General features: G+C 58.2%; 8 protein-coding genes and 2 pseudogenes. 8 read left to right on the forward strand and 2 right to left on the reverse strand.

What is annotated here, in order from left to right; translation table 11 throughout:
- Positions 1-2: 2 nt before the first annotated feature.
- A complete protein-coding gene (locus PIN01S_RS25345) occupies positions 3-1,193 on the reverse strand; it encodes an ABC-three component system protein (RefSeq protein ID WP_162839019.1) in 1,191 nt (396 codons plus the stop codon).
- A gap of 671 nt (positions 1,194-1,864) precedes the next feature.
- On the opposite strand from PIN01S_RS25345, the gene PIN01S_RS25350 reads away from it, so the two are divergent.
- The 4 genes from PIN01S_RS25350 to PIN01S_RS25365 are packed head-to-tail and all read left to right on the forward strand — an operon-like array spanning position 1,865 to position 12,789.
- A complete protein-coding gene (locus tag PIN01S_RS25350) occupies positions 1,865-3,610 on the forward strand; it encodes an HsdM family class I SAM-dependent methyltransferase (protein WP_079385920.1) in 1,746 nt (581 codons plus the stop codon).
- Between the two features lie 25 nt (positions 3,611-3,635).
- The gene (locus PIN01S_RS25355; protein WP_084339693.1) at positions 3,636-6,374 is read left to right on the forward strand and encodes a hypothetical protein; all 2,739 of its coding nucleotides are present in this window, start codon (positions 3,636-3,638) and stop codon (positions 6,372-6,374) included.
- A 13-nt stretch (positions 6,375-6,387) separates the two neighbouring features.
- Positions 6,388-10,581: a DEAD/DEAH box helicase gene (locus tag PIN01S_RS25360; RefSeq protein ID WP_084339694.1), complete on the forward strand. Its 4,194-nt coding sequence runs from the start codon at positions 6,388-6,390 to the stop codon at positions 10,579-10,581.
- 12 nt (positions 10,582-10,593) lie between these two features.
- The gene (locus PIN01S_RS25365) at positions 10,594-12,789 is read left to right on the forward strand and encodes a DUF8724 domain-containing protein (protein ID WP_084339695.1); all 2,196 of its coding nucleotides are present in this window, start codon (positions 10,594-10,596) and stop codon (positions 12,787-12,789) included.
- 592 nt (positions 12,790-13,381) lie between these two features.
- Here the strand turns inward: PIN01S_RS25365 and PIN01S_RS27490 are convergent.
- Positions 13,382-13,648 carry a hypothetical protein gene (locus tag PIN01S_RS27490; protein WP_169715887.1) on the reverse strand — a complete coding sequence of 89 codons (267 nt, stop codon included), beginning with the start codon at positions 13,646-13,648 and terminating at the stop codon, positions 13,382-13,384.
- 139 nt (positions 13,649-13,787) lie between these two features.
- Here PIN01S_RS27490 and PIN01S_RS25375 point away from each other — a divergent pair.
- The 4 genes and pseudogenes from PIN01S_RS25375 to PIN01S_RS25390 form a co-directional block, all read left to right on the forward strand.
- A pseudogene (locus PIN01S_RS25375) lies at positions 13,788-14,756 on the forward strand (DUF932 domain-containing protein).
- A 75-nt stretch (positions 14,757-14,831) separates the two neighbouring features.
- Positions 14,832-15,835 (forward strand): annotated as a pseudogene (locus PIN01S_RS25380) (YqaJ viral recombinase family nuclease).
- A gap of 92 nt (positions 15,836-15,927) precedes the next feature.
- Complete coding sequence (locus PIN01S_RS25385) at positions 15,928-16,821, forward strand: recombination directionality factor (protein WP_084339697.1); 894 nt, start codon at positions 15,928-15,930, stop codon at positions 16,819-16,821.
- A gap of 17 nt (positions 16,822-16,838) precedes the next feature.
- On the forward strand, positions 16,839-17,153 hold a 315-nt coding region (locus PIN01S_RS25390; protein WP_084339698.1), incomplete at its 3' end, for a hypothetical protein.

Genomic DNA, 17,153 nt, shown 5'->3' on the forward strand with positions numbered 1-17,153 from the left:
CTCTAATCCTTGAGAAGCTTCAGGTAGTCTGCGTGCCAGCCCACATGAAGGTCGATTGCAAGCACTTGGTAAGTGCCTTGTACGTAGTAATGAGCGCTCCAGCCATGAGCGATGGGCTCTACTTGGTTTGGAGCGAGCTCATGAGTCCAGCGCAGAAGCTCTAATCCCTTTGCTTCTACCTGAGCCGGTTCAAGGTCAGCGCAATCCTCCACCATCTGAGTATGGCGATCAGACCAGCGTTCGGTGAGCACGCTGTCATAGCTCGCGATTGTCGAGCGCATTCGCGGATTATTGTTGATCCAGCTGGACCGCTGCTCTTTGGCCCGCCATTGAGCGCGGATAGCCTTAGCGATATCCGAAGCTCTCCCGTTCACAAGCTCAATTTGGCGGGTCAGCATTCCATCGGGCTCGTAGTCCTCAGGCTGCGTAAAGTTCGTGAACTCAGCAACCAGTGTTCCATCCTCCAAATCCGCGATGATGGAGGATATTTGCTGCTCCATTTCGCTACGCTGAATGACTCGTTCGCGCTTCCCACACAAGCTGAATACAACTTGCTGATCCCACCACTGCAGTAGGCGCTCCGCTGCCTGCTGCCGTTGCAGGCGAGGAATGATATGCAACCGCCTGGCAACCTCAGCAGGTATTTGTCCGATGGTCCTGCTGTCTTGTTGAATAATCACTCGACGCAACAGGCTCAACCTAGCGCTGGGTTCAAGTTTAAGAAAAGCATCGCACCCTGGCCCCCGAGCAGTATGTGGAAGCTTGATACCCGCCTCCTTAGCCTTGGCCCGCTCGGCAATTACGCGATCGGCTTCCTCTTCCATCGCCAACAGCAGGGCTTGGCGGTCACTGTTCGGATCGCACAAAGCGGCTAGCGGCGAATCAACTGGTACCTTGCCAACTGAAACAAGGTGGAACGTAGTATCTGCGAGGGAAACAAGAGGCAGGACGTCGATCCAGACCTTGATGGTTTTCCAGAACGCTACGGATCCGAGAGTGACTGCGGGAGGATTGCTCTGAATAGAATGCTTGAGCTGAAACAGCAGGCTTTGTCCGTTGACCTTTAGCTCCACATCGTCTAATCGCTCCACCGCTACAGCGGCCTCGCTAGTCATCTGCGAAATGAGAGTCAGTAACGCAAACTGGCTCTGAAAATAAAAACCAAGCGCTGCCGCTGTCGCTTCATGAAGCACGTTTGTTCCAGTGTTATCTGTCAACCTCTCCAGCGCCTCCCTCTGCTGCGTTTGATTCAAACTACTGCACTGAAAATGGTAACAGAGTGCCATCAGCGAATGCAGCCTAGACACACACTGAACCGTCCAGGGAACTCACTCATCGGTGCGCTATCCCTCCAGCTTGGCCAGGCAGAAGGCGCCAAATCCGGATCAGTAGGGGCAGCCAATCAGAATAGGTAATAGCACCATCGCCTGGATGCGAGAATCCGATAGCCTGGCGGCCACCACCCGTTCCATTGCAACCATACCCAACGGTTCTGCCGCCCGGTGGTCAGGCGAACGCGCGGAGTTTCAACGCACAACTGCCTCTCAACCTAAGGACATCAAACAAATAGCCTGTTCTCGCCCACATTTCGTGATCTAATACCCATCCTGTATCAGACACCCGGCGAATGCATCAAAGGTCGACCAACATCGGCACCTGGATCCACCACTCACAAAGTGAAGACGAGCGAGCAAAGTGGGACAAGCTCTAAATCTCCCTTATCGGCTGCCACCTCTCAAACCAGGATTTCTGATTAAAGGCCACGGAAGAAGCTCAAGTAGAGCCATCTGAAGCAAGGAACGGAACGGATGAGCCAGAAGGCAAACGATACTCAACCTATCAGGATAGACTGAGGTTGGGTTTGATGACACCTCCATCGAAACGGTCTATCAAGCGACATATTCAAACCCTCGGTTTATTGGCTCATCGGTATAATGCCGATGCAGCTACGCTCGTAGGGACGATTTTGCACCTATGGTGCAAAATTGAGTGTCCCGCTCTTCCTAAATCGTCCCTACCTTACTCAGAGGCGTTGGCTTCCAGGCAGGAAATCGTCACATTCGTCGCAGTGCTGAGCCAGCTCGGCTTCCTCGACGCCACGTACTGGCTCAGCTCGTCCTATGCGATGCTTACCGAAGAAGGCTATCGCAAGAAGCTGGCAATGTTCTTTACGCCTGTGTCGCTAACGAAAGGACTGCTCGACGACTTAGCCGACCAAGGTACCGATTTTGGACGCCTTTCCTTCATGGATCCAGCCTGCGGAGGGGCGGCGTTCCTGGCCCCGATCGCACTTCGCATGCGAGCAGCATTGGTGGCCGAAGGGCTACCTCCTCTCAGGTTGCTCAAGCATGTCGAGGAGCACCTCTACGGCACCGATTTAGACAAAACGTTGTGCGAGCTATCCAAGCACTTTCTGTGTATGGCTCTGCACGCCGAAATTCAAGAGACAGGCTATATCCCAACATTCAACGTTCAAAATGTGAACTCACTAACCGAGCTGTCCACCAACTTAGGCAAGATCGACGTCGTTGTCTGCAACCCCCCATACCGTAAGATGAGGGCCGAGGAGCTTGAACCTTTGCGGGCCACCTATTCGGACGTTATCGAAGCACAACCTAACCTTTATTGCTTGTTTATCACTCTCTGCGTGCGTCTTCTGCGTAACGGCGGACGTGCTGCGCTCGTCACACCGACTAGCTTTCTTTCTGGCCAATACTTTAGCCGATTACGCCAATTCCTAATACGCAACACCGACATTGAACACATTGGCATGATCAGCGATCGAAAGGGCGTATTTATCGATGTCGAGCAAGAAACCGCGATGACCATCTTGCATCGACGCGCCGAAGAGGATCGCATGCAGGTTCGAGCTAACGTTTCGGTGGTGTCTGCCACAGGCCAATATAGAAGTGTTGGCGAATGTCTGCTTCCAAACGCCGGAGCTGTATGGCCCATTCCGCGCTCTACCGAAGACGTAATTCTTGTAAAAACCATCAGCTCGTTCAAGTTTCGTCTAACGGATTATGGCTACAGAGTGCGTATCGGGGCCTATGTCTGGAACCGCGACAAACGACCTAAGTTCGAGTCGCTTCGGGATGCGCAGGAGGCAGGTGCTTACACAGCCATTCCACTGCTGTGGTCAAGAGATATTATTGCCGGAGGAATTGTCCAGCCAGAAGTTATCTCCACCTACAACGGCGAGCACCGCTTTGTTGATATTGGCAATAAGAAGTGCCTATCGGTAATTAAATCTCCTTGTGTGGTAATGCAGCGGGTGACATCGAATGACCAACCCCGCCGCCTCGTCGCCGCTGCTGTATCACCGTCTATTTTTACTACATACGGCGGCTTTATCGGTGAAAATCACGTAGTGATCGTTGAGCAAGTAACTGATAAACCAGCGTTACCTCCAACGAAGTTGGCAGAGCTCCTAAGCACATATGCGGTGGATCGCTATTTCCGGTGTATTTCTGGGGCCACCAACGTCTCAGTTTTCGAGCTAAGCCAACTTTCGCTACCAGATCCGATAGTGCTTAAAGAGGCTCTGATTAATGGGAGCACCTTGGATCAAGCTGTGAATGACTCCTTTCAACTTATATCTAAGAGTTGAATAGACAAGGCCAGGAGGGCTGCTAATGAGCCATTTCAAATCTATAGCAGAACGCTTGGCAGACCAAGCCAAAGCCCGAGAGAAGCTCTCGGAACTCGCGCGCAAGATTTCGGCACGAAAATTTGATTCTAAGCAGCAAACGCCAAAGCCCAACACTGTTGCGCCTGCACCGCTTTTACCTATTGTCTCTCGGGAGCCGAGCATACCGCGTCCGTGGGCTCATGTACGCGCTGGAAGCGCACATGTGGATTATCAATTGAGATCGACTGATGAGTTTATTGCTCAACAACCGTGGACGAATGAGCTCGTTAGTACACTGCTAAGTGCCGCGGACGAAGGAGGCATCACCCTTTGCTTGATCTGGCCGTCCAAAATGACTTCATTACCTGTCTTACATGCTCTGGCCAACATCGAGCGAGTATTTGCTACGGACTTACGTGGACTTCGGACCCTAATGTACCCCGCCACTCACGCGTGCCGAACCTCTCTTCATAGCGTGCTCGTAGAAAAAACGCAGCTGAGCGATTTCTTCCGAACCCTGTGGGCGGTTCAACCCAACGGATCCGTTTCTCAAGTGAGTAGCACTACGTCGCCGGCTTTTCTCGCTGCGCTGAACGCTATTAACGATATTCGAAACTATCACCCTGAGCTACCTAACCCATCGCTCGCTGAACTTGTTCCAACCTTCGTTTTCGATCCCGCCAAACGTGCCTGGACAACGACAGTTACCAACCCACTCGAACGGACTCTGTCAAAAGTTGATCGCCTCGCAAACCGGCGTGACCTTCGTCAGAAGGTCAGCTCCGAGTGGAGTGAGCCAGACAAGGCACCAGGCGCACTGATGGCCATGCACTACATGGCCAGAAAGGGGGCGTGGCGAACCGCGCTCACCACGCCCGCGTTAAAGGGCCAGGGGCGCCCGGAACTCTTGCTACTCGACGCCACCAGCGCCGCTAACAATACGAGCTCTTCCGCCGTCAAGCGTATCCCTGATTTCTTGCTCTTCACACGCGAGAATGGCTTCGCAGATACCGGGGCAGTTATTGTTACAGACGACCCGAAGACGTTTTTCATCCTTCAAGCACGGCTCAGTAAATTCAAGCTGATATTCTCTACAAAGGAGTGGGCCGTTGAAGCCAGCGATGTACTGCTCTCAGCGCATCCCGTTGCTCCAGATTGGGTACCGGCTCAGCGCAGCAGCTCGAATTTCAATGTGAGCATCGTTGACCGGGACGCCTCCCAGCTCGCGCTAGCATTCCAACGTCTGACTGCGTCAGCAGGCAGTGAGGAGAGCCCGGTCTATCAGGCACTACTCGACGCCTGTCTGTACGTCCTACGCCTGTCGAACATGCCAGCGGGATACACCGACCTGACGACTGCGTCGGCGGAAGCCGGCGAAGGCGACTACGGCAGCCAGCAGAATGCCTGGACGCCCGTGAAGCTCAAACTCGCTGCGGCACTGGACTCCGGCGCGCTAAATAAGGTGCGCGATGCCGTTGAACGAGCCATCGCCCGAGCCGAAAAGCTCATCGACGACTGGAACGATGCCACTCCGATGGCGTCACGCGTGCTGGCCGAAGTACAAAAGCATGCAGTTGCCGACCGACAGGGCATCTCGCTGGTGCTGCCGAACAACCGATATGTGCTGCTGGCACAACGTTTTCTCAAGCGGAAACTAGAAGCGGATTGGGCGGCAGCCGACGAGCGCATCGAGTGGCACACGTTGTCCACCGTTGGCAAGACGCTAGCCAGCGACCGTACGGGTAAGCATTTCACCTTCGTTGGCATCAATCCCGACGTGCTACGCATTCTGATAACGCATCCAGAAATGCCGCACGGCTCAGCCGTGCTCGTAGCCTATCGCCAGGCCGAATCAACCCTCACGACGCTCACCAGCATTAAGGAAGTGAGGGCGTTCAAGGCCTACCGGGACCGAATCAACCTGTTGGCGCAGGAACTCGAGCGACGCCTCGCAGACGTGCCAAATCCTCTGGTCATCGGCAAGTTGCGGGAGATGTCCCTCACCTTCACGTTTGAAGACAACAGCCAGAGCGGCGAGCAGGCATATTACAAGTTTGAACTGGAAGGAGGCGGTAGGTCGTACGCCGCCGGATGGGTCTACCGTCACATGCCTGATGAAGACCCGCCGTTCCGCCGCGCTGCCGCTAGCGCCATTCAGCCCGGCGACTTCATCTTCGACATGAGCGACGAATTGCGCGCCAAGCTGGAGTCGTCACTGCAGATGAACAATGAAGACGTCAGCTCTGTGGTGGACCCTGTCCGCATGCTGCTCAAGCTTTACCACGACGACGTACAACGGCGCTGCGCGTTGATGTTCACTTCCACGAAGCGCTCTGCGTTGGCGCGCGAGATTCACGCCAAGATGGTTGAGCTGGACCCCAAAGCGGCGGACTGTCGGCCTGGTCGCGTGTATTACTGGCTGGCCCTGCAGGCGAAGGACGACACGCGGCCCCATGCTGCCCAAGATTCCAAGTATTTCAAAGTCTTCTGCAAGGCCTTGGGTATCACCGACGAGGCTGCTGAGCAGCACTGGGGCTTCGTTCGCAATGCGCGGCGTTTGAACCAGTGCCTGGGGCGAGAACTGGTCGCCCGATACGCCGAGATTCTTTTCCAGCCCGAGAGCGCGGCGACGTATCGTAAGGTACCCGAAGACGTCATCCGGCAGTTACAGCAAGAGGCGTTACGCTGCATCTATCGCGTCGAACACATCGTGCCTCCGCCGGCGCGCTTGATCACAAGCTAGAAGGGAGAGACAAGTGCCCATCCTCAGTAAGAACCCCCGCGACATTCATCCGGCCTACAAGGAGGCGGTGGTCGACAGCCTACTCAACGGGCTTTCGGCGCGACTGGCTGGCCGCGGTGACTTCTACAAGGTCATCTATGCAGCCAAACCCAGCGCGGCGCTGATGTCCGAATTCATCGTGCCGATGCCAGCCGAAGAGCGCGGCGGCGACGAGGAAGCGGATCCCATCCATATCAGCGCGCATGGCATGGACTTCCAGATCCGTTCGGCGGCCACGGATACCACGCTGGGCGTTTCGGTGATGGGTGCCGTGTACGTCCGCATTCTCCCAACCGAGGATGATGTGAAGCCTGGGGGTAGGCTGGAAGCCACGTTCCCGCTGACCCGGGAGGCCCGCGCCGACATCCGTAGCAAGGTCAAGGACGCGCTGGGCAAGCTCGCCACTGAGCTGTCAGGCGGCAAGACGCACCCAGAGTGGGCCACGAGGAGCTATGACGCTCGCAAGGCCGTGTACGAGTCAATGGGCTTGCCGTTCGACAACCAGCTAGACCGCACTCCGGCAGAGGAAGACGCCGAGGCAGAGGACACAGACGCTGAAAATGGCGAGAACGGGGAAATACGTCCCGCTCAAGAGGTTGCCGTTGGTCTGTCCACGCCAGACGACTTGGCGGACGATATCCCTCCCCCGCCGAAGTGGCTCAGACTCGATCTTACCCTGCCCTCCTTCGAGTTCACACCGGCGACTGCCGAAGCAGATGCCAAGACGGCAACTGATGAGCTGAATAAGGCTATCGCCAAGCAGCTCGCGGACTGGGCGGCCAACTCGGACCCGGAAAACGGTGGGAAGCTGTGGGGATATCGCCGAGCACGAGTCCGGCCATCCGACGTGCGCAATTGGAAAAGCTTTCTGGAACGGGTACGCGCCTCGGCCCTGGCGGTCATCGTGCCGCAGATTGAGCTGCGCTGGGTCGTTCAAGCTCTACCCGATCCCGTCGATGCAACGCGCATGACAGTCCACTTGGCGCTGGAGAATTGGACCGCGCCGCTCACCAATACCAACTTCAAGGAGCTGGAACCCTCGCTCTTCCAGGTACAGGTGATCGCCTCGGTGCCGGCTGCTGACCACCAGTTCCTCCACTTGGACCGGGTCAGACCGTCCTACCGGTACAACAAGTACCTCAAGTACCCCGCACTGGGGTTCAATGGCGGCGTCACTCTGGCCGTCGACGGCGCGCAGCACCGACTGACCACAACATGGGCGCCGCGTTACGTGCTGCCTCGAATTATCCCCACCGATGGCACCGTTGAACGTAACATCTCAAAACTGTCGCAACCCGACTGCCTGGCTAGCCTGAAGCCGCTCATCACGGCCTACGAGGATTGGCTGACCGAGGTCGAAACGCATCCGGTGGACCAAGGCCTCAACGGGCCGAAAGCCGCCGAGCAACTGGCGGCCGAGAAGGAGAAGCTGCACTCGGACCTCGCGGCCTGGCGCAGTGAGCTGGGAGCCATCCGGTGCGGTCTGGAAATTTTGGAGAAGTCGCGCGCAAATTGGAGTGGGCCTGGCGTCCAGAAGTCGCCACTTGGCATCCCATTCGAGGCATGGGTGTCGATGAATACCGCCATGGCCAAGGTAGGCAAGTCGAAGGGCTATGACGAGTGGAGGCTGTTCCAGCTCGCGTTCATCTTGGCGTCTGTCCCCGCTTTCGCGACGCGCATCTCCGAGTTCCATAGCTTCTACACTCCCGACGTTGCTCAGCATGCTAACGCCGTGACGCTGCTGTACTTCTCAACCGGTGGTGGCAAGTCCGAAGCCTTTCTGGGCCTGCTCGCATTCGTGCTCTTCCTCGACCGCCTCAGGGGCAAGCATCGGGGCGTGTCGGCACTAATGCGCTACCCGCTGCGCCTACTCACCCTGCAGCAAGCACGCCGCACCTTCACCACGATGGGCGCCGCTGAAGAGGTTCGCCACTCCCGCGGGTATCCAGGCGAGCCGTTCTCGCTCGGATTCTGGGTGGGCGGCAGCAACACGCCAAATTGGCACTCCGAGGACGGCTACAGCGAAGTTCCTTCCGACGCCGAAGTTCCCCCTAACACAGAGGCCAAGCACAAGGACGTTCAACCCTACAAAAGCGCCCGCGAGCGCTGGCTAAAGCTATCGACGTGCCCGTTTTGTGGCAACAAGGACGGTAGCCTACTGGCGCTGCGCCGTCACTCGGGCACTGGTGCGAACGCGATGGGGCACTATTGCACTGCGCCAAAGGAGAAATGCTCCTGGAATGCTCGCTTCGCCACTCCCACGCCGTTGCCCTTCTACATCGTCGACGAAGATATCTACGACCTAGCTCCGTCGGTCCTTCTAGGCACAGTCGATAAGCTCGCCGCCATCGGCCAGTCGCAAGGGACTATCCGCAAGTTCTTCGGCATGTTCGGTTTGGCTCCGCTGGTCGAGACCGGCAGTGAGCGTTTGTATGTGCCGATAAAGCCCAAGGACTGGGATGGCCACCCGGGCGCCGGAACGCGCGCATTGTTTCCGTCCTTTGCGTCTGGAGAGAAGCGATTCTTTGACCCTTTTCCCTCCCTTCTGATTCAGGACGAGGCGCACCTGCTCGACGAATCCCTGGGGACGTTCTCCGGACTCTTTGAGTCTGCTTTGGAGGCCGCACTTGACCAGCTTGCGCCATTACTGAAGGGACAGCTGTCGTGTGAGCCCGACTCGTCGGTGCGCCGAAGAATCAAGGTCATCGCCGCATCGGCCACGGTCAGCGAGCCACAGCGCCAAATGGCCAACCTCTACCAGCGAGACAACACCATTCAGTTCCCATACCCGGGACCAACCCTATACGACTCGTTCTACGCAACGCCCTTACCACCCGACGCTACACCGGACGATATCGAACGCGCAGCCATCCCCGTCGATAACGTGGAATTGCGCAGCCACTGGGCGCGCGTCTACGCCTCAGTCCTTACCAATGGGCACCGCCACACCGTTGCGATGGCCTCTGTGCTCGGGCACTACCACGTGATGCTTACTCGGCTGTACGAGCGCCTGCGCAGCGAGGATCCGACTATGGAAGAGGCCGCGCGTGCCGAGCTGATTCGATGGGTATCGCCTGGCCCTCTGCAGGCGCAGTTTGTTCGTTTGCTTACCAATGCGGACGCCGCGACGCTGCTCACGCTGGTGGACCTGCACCGCATCGCCCTGACCTATGTCACCAACAAGAAGGGTGGCGACCAGGTCATTGATACCGAGAAGGTCCAGTTCGAGAAGCTTCACCACACCGAGGGTTATACTGACCAGGCCTTGAGTTCGGAGCTCATCTCAGGCGCGGTGTCCGCCGCTGACATCCAGGACATCGTCCGGCGCGCAGAGACCCGCGTTGGCATCAACAAGCCATTCCCGGAGCTGAACAACACCCTTCGATCGGTCATCGCTACCTCTGCCATCTCGCATGGTGTCGACGTAGAAGAGTTCAATGCAATGTTTTTCGCGGGCATCCCGTCAGACATCGCGGAGTACATTCAGGCATCGTCGCGCGTGGGTCGCACACACGTGGGCTTCTCGTTGTTGGTGCCGGTGCCGCAGCGGTATCGGGACCGCTTCGTGCTAGAGATTCACGACATTTTCCACCGGTTTCTTGAGCGGATGATTTTGCCGGCCGCGGTTGACCGATGGGCCGAGAAAGCCCTCGTGCGGGTGATGCCTAGCTTCTTCCAGGAGTACGTATGCGGCATGAACGCCATCGAGCACCTATGCGCATCAGACGACGATAAAAAGCGCAACAGCCCTACGTTTGCGATGGCATCCGACGTGCGTGACTTCCTTGCAGTGCCAGCAAACATGAAGGCCACCGAGGCTTTCATGGAGAAGGCCCTCGGTCTGTCCTTCTCTCCTTCGCCGGAGGGTAAAAACTACTACCGCTCGCTGCTCAAGGAGCAGCTCACACACTACCAACAGGACCTTGGCGTCGACCGGCTCGTCAACGGCACTCGCTTGGTCCAGTTCTTTGCAGCGAGGAACAGCCTGCTACGTCCGATGACATCGTTGCGCGATGTGGACCAACCTGGCCTCATCCATGAGTCCAGCACCGACGCGTCATACAAGCGCGTAGCCGACGGAATGACGGCTCGTGCGATGACTTTCATTCGGCGAGGCTCCGGCGCCGACATCGACTCGACGGATAACGCTACGGAGTCGCGGAGCTGAGGGAGAAGCATGATGGCCAAAGCCAAAACGATGAACCGCTCTCGCAATCAACTTGCGACGGCCTACGCACCAGAAAGCTTTTTCACCTTTGAAGGAGGGATGGGCGCGTGTATCGCTCGCTCATCGGCCGGTGAACCCATTCAGCTGTCGGATTCAACTATGGACCTAGTGTTCGAACGAATGAACGAACTGGGACGCGCCTGGTTCGATGCCGCCTCGTCCGCACGCGATGGTGATCCAACGAAACCACGCATCCTGCCCGCGCAATGCGTCTATGAGGCCTTGCTTGACCCTACAAAAACGGAGTTCCAGCTACCGGGGCAGGACCGCTTCTATCTATGCAGACCTTCGCACATGGAGTACACCCCGGCGCCATTGACGTTCGTGTGTCGCACCTGCGGGATGTTCCAGGACTATGAGACCCTTGCCGAGCTGGACAAGGACCTGGGGAACCTTACGCCCGAGCACTGCCCCAACCCGAAAAACAAGGGCCAATGCGACTGGGATCAGTTGGATGTCATCTTCGTACACTGGTCTGGCCATTGGGAGGCGGCCTTCCCGGGCCAATGGCATTGGAGCGACCGCGATGCCAAGGTCGTCAAGCGCCGCGACAACTGCGTCTGCGGGAGCTATCTGTTCAAATTAAATCGGCGCTCCGCTGGTATTGGCGATTGGTTCTTCGAATGCGCCGCCTGCGACAAGCCCCTGTCACCTAAGTGGCTACAGAACGACCGCGACACCTTGCGCATCCTCGGCCCCGCGATGGGCCCGGATCGGTTGACCGAAGTGCGGATGCAGGCAACGCCTTATCGCGCATCGAGCGCGTATTACGTCAAGTCAGACCTGTTCATAGACTTCAAGGACGGCAGCCACCAGCTGCTAACTCGACTGCGTCCAGGGCGGGAGGCGGAGCTCAAGGACTTCGTCGCGAAGCAATATGGCTTTGCTGCGCAGCCCATCACGGACGAGGATGTGCAGAAGGCATGCGCAGGCAATCCGGAATGTGTCAAGGACTTGGCGGACTACCTGGCAGCTGTGGAACAGATTCGTACACTTGAGGGGTTCGCCGAACCGGTGCGTACAACGCTCAATGGTGCCATCGCGATGGCTTACACCAGTCGGCAGCGGATTCTGGAGGATCTTCGCCGACGACAAATCTTGCTTCCCAAGGTTGATCTTCCAGTGGCAGTTGTCTCGAATCTTCGAAACAGGCAGTCGGCGTTCGCATCCAAGTTCGACCCTTTCCGCCTTGCCATCGAGCATGCGGCGCTGAAGAGCACGCGCCTGGACGTGGAAACGCGGACCAACGGGAAAAAACCATATGTATCCTTCACGCGGCTGGACGAAGACCTGGCGCCAGAAGACAAAGACAAGACGGAACAGTTACAAAGCAACACGCGCGCCTTGTTCGACAAGCTGGGCCTGGATGACATGGGGCTCATCCGCGAGTTCGACCTGTGCCGCTTTAGCTTCGGCTATTCGCGGATGGAGCCGACGCCAATCCTGCGGGAGAAGCGTGGTATGGACATGCCAGTTCGCCTCAACCTATTCCCGCCAGTGAAGCAAAACGACAGCTATAGGTTCCCCGTTTACGTAGTGCAGCAGGGCAACGAGGCCATCTATGTGCGGCTCAAGGAAGAACTCGTTCTCGAATGGCTACTCAGCTTAAATTGCCCAGACATGTTCACGCTGAATCCGGGCGAGAGGATTGGTGCAGGCCTGTTGGGGGCTGCTCAGTCGATGAGTCCTTTCCTGGACAACCTGCCAGAAACCACGGCGCCGCCGGTCTACTTCTATCTGTACACCCTGCTCCACAGCTACTCGCACCTTCTGATGAAACACGTGTCGGAGTATTCCGGCTTGGATCTGGGCTCATTGGGCGAATACATCTTCCCGGCTGACCTGGCGTTCGTTGTCTACCGCAATGGCACGACTATGGACCTGGGTAACCTCTCAGCTCTTTGGCGCAATGCTGGCACGGAAATGCTGACCGCCATGTTGAGTTCTAAGGCAACGCAGTGCGGGACGGGATCACTGTGTACTGAGCGCGGAGGCTCCTGTCCAGACTGCGTGATGATGCCGGAGACGTCCTGCGTTGCTGGCAACAAGCTGCTGTCGCGGTCGATCCTGCGATCGATTGGTGGCAAGCCTCGTCTCGATAAACGAGGAGCGCCGATTCGGGGTTACTTGGACATGGTTAAGCTGTAGGTGTCGATGGTGTTACAGCCTTCTGCCTCGACGCCCCGTCTCATTCCATCGGTCTTCCGATGCGTTATCCAGGTGTCCAAGCTAGCCCCCTGGAAATCTCTGCAACCCGCCCTCGATCCTCCAGCCAGCCACATGGTGTCCACTTATCTTGTTGGACACCTTTTACCCCCTCGCGGAGGCCTTCCGTGCCAGGCCAACACCGTCCTAGATCCTCAAGGCGCAGTCTTCGGGGGGCTCAGCCTGCTACCGTCCTCGGCTGCCGGCATGGCCTTGAGCTACGGCATCAGCACTAATCTCCTGCACAAATGGATTCGTCGTAGCAGGCACAGCTGGCCGCCGTTCCCTTCGACTTCATACTGAGCCTGCCAGCTATTCCCTGTACGTTCGATATCGGCTTCTGAAGCGACTTTAATACCGTTAGGACCGGCTGAGCTTTAGCACAGCATGAGCTCCACGCCCAACTTCGCCAACGAGATTTAACCAAGTTTCAGACCTGAATCATTTAAGGGAAGACGGGTGCGTATTGCCCTCTTCAGCCCTTCCCTTCTCAGGAGTCTGAACGATGTCGATTAACTGCCCTTCCTGTAACGCTTCACGCGTCACAACACGCAACCATGCCCGCAAAATCGGTGGCGCAGCCGGTGCTGTAGGTGGAGCCGCAACCGGCGCGGCGAGCGCTGCAGCCGGAGCGCAGAGTGGTGCCGCCCTGGGCGCGGTTGCTGGCCCCATCGGAGCGGCCTTGGGCGGCCTGGCTGGTGCCATCCTGGGCGGCTTGGCTGGCGGCGCCGTCGGCAGCCTCGCCGGTGCACGCATGGGTGAAGAAATCGATGCCCGCGTGCTCGATAACTTCGAGTGCCATGCCTGCGGCCACGTCTTTTCCCTCAGCGACCAGTAATCCTGCCTACCAGGCGCGCCACGCGCCTTCATTCACTCCCATTCCCACCGACTCGGCACTCGACTGCCGGGCGATAGCCAGTTCCGCTGGCAAGGAGATCTGTATGGCTCACCTCATCGAGCAAATGGCCTACGTCGGAGCCACCCCGTGGCACGGCCTGGGTAATCAACTTACCCAAAAGCAGCCCCTTAAAGTCTGGCAGCGCGAAGCCGGTATGGACTGGCAGATCCTGGAAAGCCCTGTTCATTTCAAGTCAGACGCGATTGGCCATCTCGGCACGATCCACTCGTTCCCCGAGTAGAAGGTATTGTTCCGTTCGGATACCAAGGCGCCGCTGTCGGTGGTCTCCCAGCGCTACCACACCGTGCAACCGCGCGAAGTGCTGGAGTTCTACAGGGACCTGACCGAGGTCTCCGGCTACGAGCTGGAAACTGCGGGGGTACTCAAGGGCGGTCGCAAGTTCTGGGCGCTGGCGCGTACCGGCCAAGGTGCAGCGCTCAAGGGTAACGATCAGGTCAACGGCTATCTGCTGCTGGCTACCTCCTGCGACGGCACACTGGCCACCACCGCAACCCCGACCACGGTGCGCGTGGTGTGCAACAACACTCTGACCGTCGCCTTGGACGGCACTACTCGCGCGATCAAGGTGCCGCACAACACTCGCTTCGATGCCAAGGTGGTGAAGAAACAGCTCGGCATCGCCGTCTCGCAATGGGACGACTTCATGTACCGCATGCGCGCGCTGGCCGAGCGTAAGGTGCAATGGCATGAGGCACTGGGCTTCTTCATGAACGTCATGTGCGAGACCAGCCCGACCGGTGCGCTGCCGGAACAACTGCCCAACGAGCGCGCCCTGCGGAAGGTACAGGAGCTGTATGAAAGTCGTAGTCGCGGCAGCCAGCTGGACTCGGCACGCGGCACCGCCTGGGGCCTGCTCAATGCCGTCACCGAGTACGTCGACCACGAGCGCCGTGCACGCAGCAACGAGTACCGCATCGACTCGGCCTGGTTCGGCCAAGGCGCGCAGATCAAGCAGCGCGCCTTGAACGCCGCGCTGCTGCTCGCCGCTTAAGCCTCTATCACATCAACCCTCGCGCCCGGTCAGCCCAGTGCTGGCCGGGCGTTTTTATGTCTGCAGGTGAGCAACATGAAAGCAACGTCACTGAACAGCAGCACCCGCAAGAAACGCCCTGCCCTGCGCCTGGTCAGCACCAAGGAGCTGCCGCGCGAGGACTGGCTGCAAATCCGCAAGCAAGGTATTGGCAGTTCGGATGCGGCAGCAGCGGTCGGCCTCAATCCCTACAAATCGCAGCTGGAACTGTGGCTGGAGAAAACCGGCCGCGACACCAAACTGCCGAAGACCGATCCGCATGATGAGGAAAGCCCAGCCTACTGGGGCAACGTACTCGAGCCTATCGTGGCCTGGCACTACAGCAAGCGCACAAAGAACCGCGTGCGGCGCATCAACGCCGTGCTCCAGCATCCGGATCCGGAAATGTCCTGGATGTTGGCCAACATCGACCGTGAGGTGATCGGCGCTGACGATGTGCAGATCCTCGAATGCAAGACTGCCGGCATAAACGGGGCACGCCTCTGGAAAGAGGGCGTGCCTGAGTATGTGCAACTACAGGTCATGCACAGCTCGCTGTCACCGGCAAGCAGGCGGCTGATGTGGCTGTACTGCTCGGCGGTCAGACGCTGGAGATTCACAGAATCGAGCGGGACGAGCAGATGATCGCGCGGCTCGTCGAGCTGGAGCGCAGGTTCTGGCAGTACGTGGAAACGGACACACCGCCACCAGCCGATGGCTCGGCATCCGCTAAAATGGCCCTACGTTGCCTCTACCCGGAAGACAACGGCCAGGTCGTCGACTTCAGCAGCCATGCCGGACTGACCGCAGCCTTCATCGAGCTGAAAGCCGTTCGCCAGTCGATTGCCGACAAGGAGAAGCGAGAAGCCGAGCTCAAGCAGATGTTGCAGCAAGCCATGGGTGACGCCAGCCGGGCTGAGTTCGCCAGCGGTTACCTCAGTTGGCGCAAGGCCAAAGACAGTCTTGGCTTGGACGTCACTCAGCTACTCAAGGACAAACCTTACCTACAGGCCAAGTACCCGCTGCTGAAGCCCGGCGCGCGGCGCTTCTTGGTCGGCTGAATCCGGCTGTTTCCATCCGTTCCCTCCCCCTTGGCCAGTCCATGCAGTTCGCGCTGCACGGCTGGCCTTTTTTCGTTTCCAGGAGAACATCCATGTTGAAAGGTCTGGCTCTGACGCCCCCAGTGATTGGGCGCATCTCGATCGGCAAGGTCGTCGAGAGAAACGGCAAACGTCTGCCGGAGAAAGACGATCAATTCACCATCACCTCCCAGGTGCAAGGTAAGGATGGCTGGTTACTGCATCCACTAAACGACCAGCTGCGCCAAGGCAAAGAGGACAAGCTGCGCAGCATCCCTATCCGTCTGATGTTCAACGAACCCGAGCTCAACTTCCGCGCCGACTACACCCTGTTCGATCGGCAAACCGGACGCCCGGTTTGTGTGGGCAATGGGGAAACCTGCAAGCGCATCGGCCAGGATGGAATCCAGACACTGCCGTGTCCCTCGCCCGATGCCTGCCCACTGGCCAAAGGGGGCGCCTGCAAGCCGTATGGCCGACTAAACGTGGTTATCGGCGATGAGGATCCGCTTGGCAGCTTTGTGTTCCGTACCACCGGCTTCAACAGCATCCGCACCCTCGCAGCACGCCTGAAATACTTCCAGGCGATCTCAGGCAATCGTCTGGCTTGCCTGGCATGGGAGCTGCGCCTGTGCGGTAAATCCACCCGGCAAAGCCATGGCACGCCAATCTTCTACGTGGACATCACGCTGCGTGGCGGCATGAGTGTGGAGGAGAACCTGCTGGCCGCCAAGCAACTGGATGAGGCCCGTCAAGCGGCCGGCTTCGACCAGCACGCGCTCGATAGCGCCGCGCAGCAAGGGCTGGGCAATGGCGCCTTCGAAGACAACGAAGAGGACAGCGGCGCGATTGTCGATGAGTTCTTCCCGCTCACCGAACCAGCGCCCACCACCAGCGAGCCTTCACCCCCACAACGCACAGCCCTGGCCGCCAAGCTGGAATCGCTCAGCAGCGAAGCGAGGCCCTAAGTCTCAGGAGGTTCTTCATGGAAACACGATGCCTGATTTGCGAATCGACGCTCGTGGTCACCAAGGCGCAGGCGCAAGCCGTCTCTCTACTGCTGGGAACGCTAGGCGGCTTCTTGGAGGGCTGTTCGGAGATGCCCGTGCAGAGCGACACGCACCAAAACCGCGATATCGGCGACACGTTTCAAATGGGGCTCGAACGGCTTACACGCGCCGTAGAAAGCGCAACCTCTGGATGCGCCCAGGGCTGGGAATTTGCCCAAGACGTTCAGCGTTATCACTTCGGGGAATTCGAGTGCCTTTGCCTGCGCTGTGGTGCACGTTTCGACCAACAG

The sequence above is a fragment of the Pseudomonas indica NBRC 103045 genome (genome assembly GCF_002091635.1).
GTDB lineage: Bacteria > Pseudomonadota > Gammaproteobacteria > Pseudomonadales > Pseudomonadaceae > Pseudomonas_M > Pseudomonas_M indica.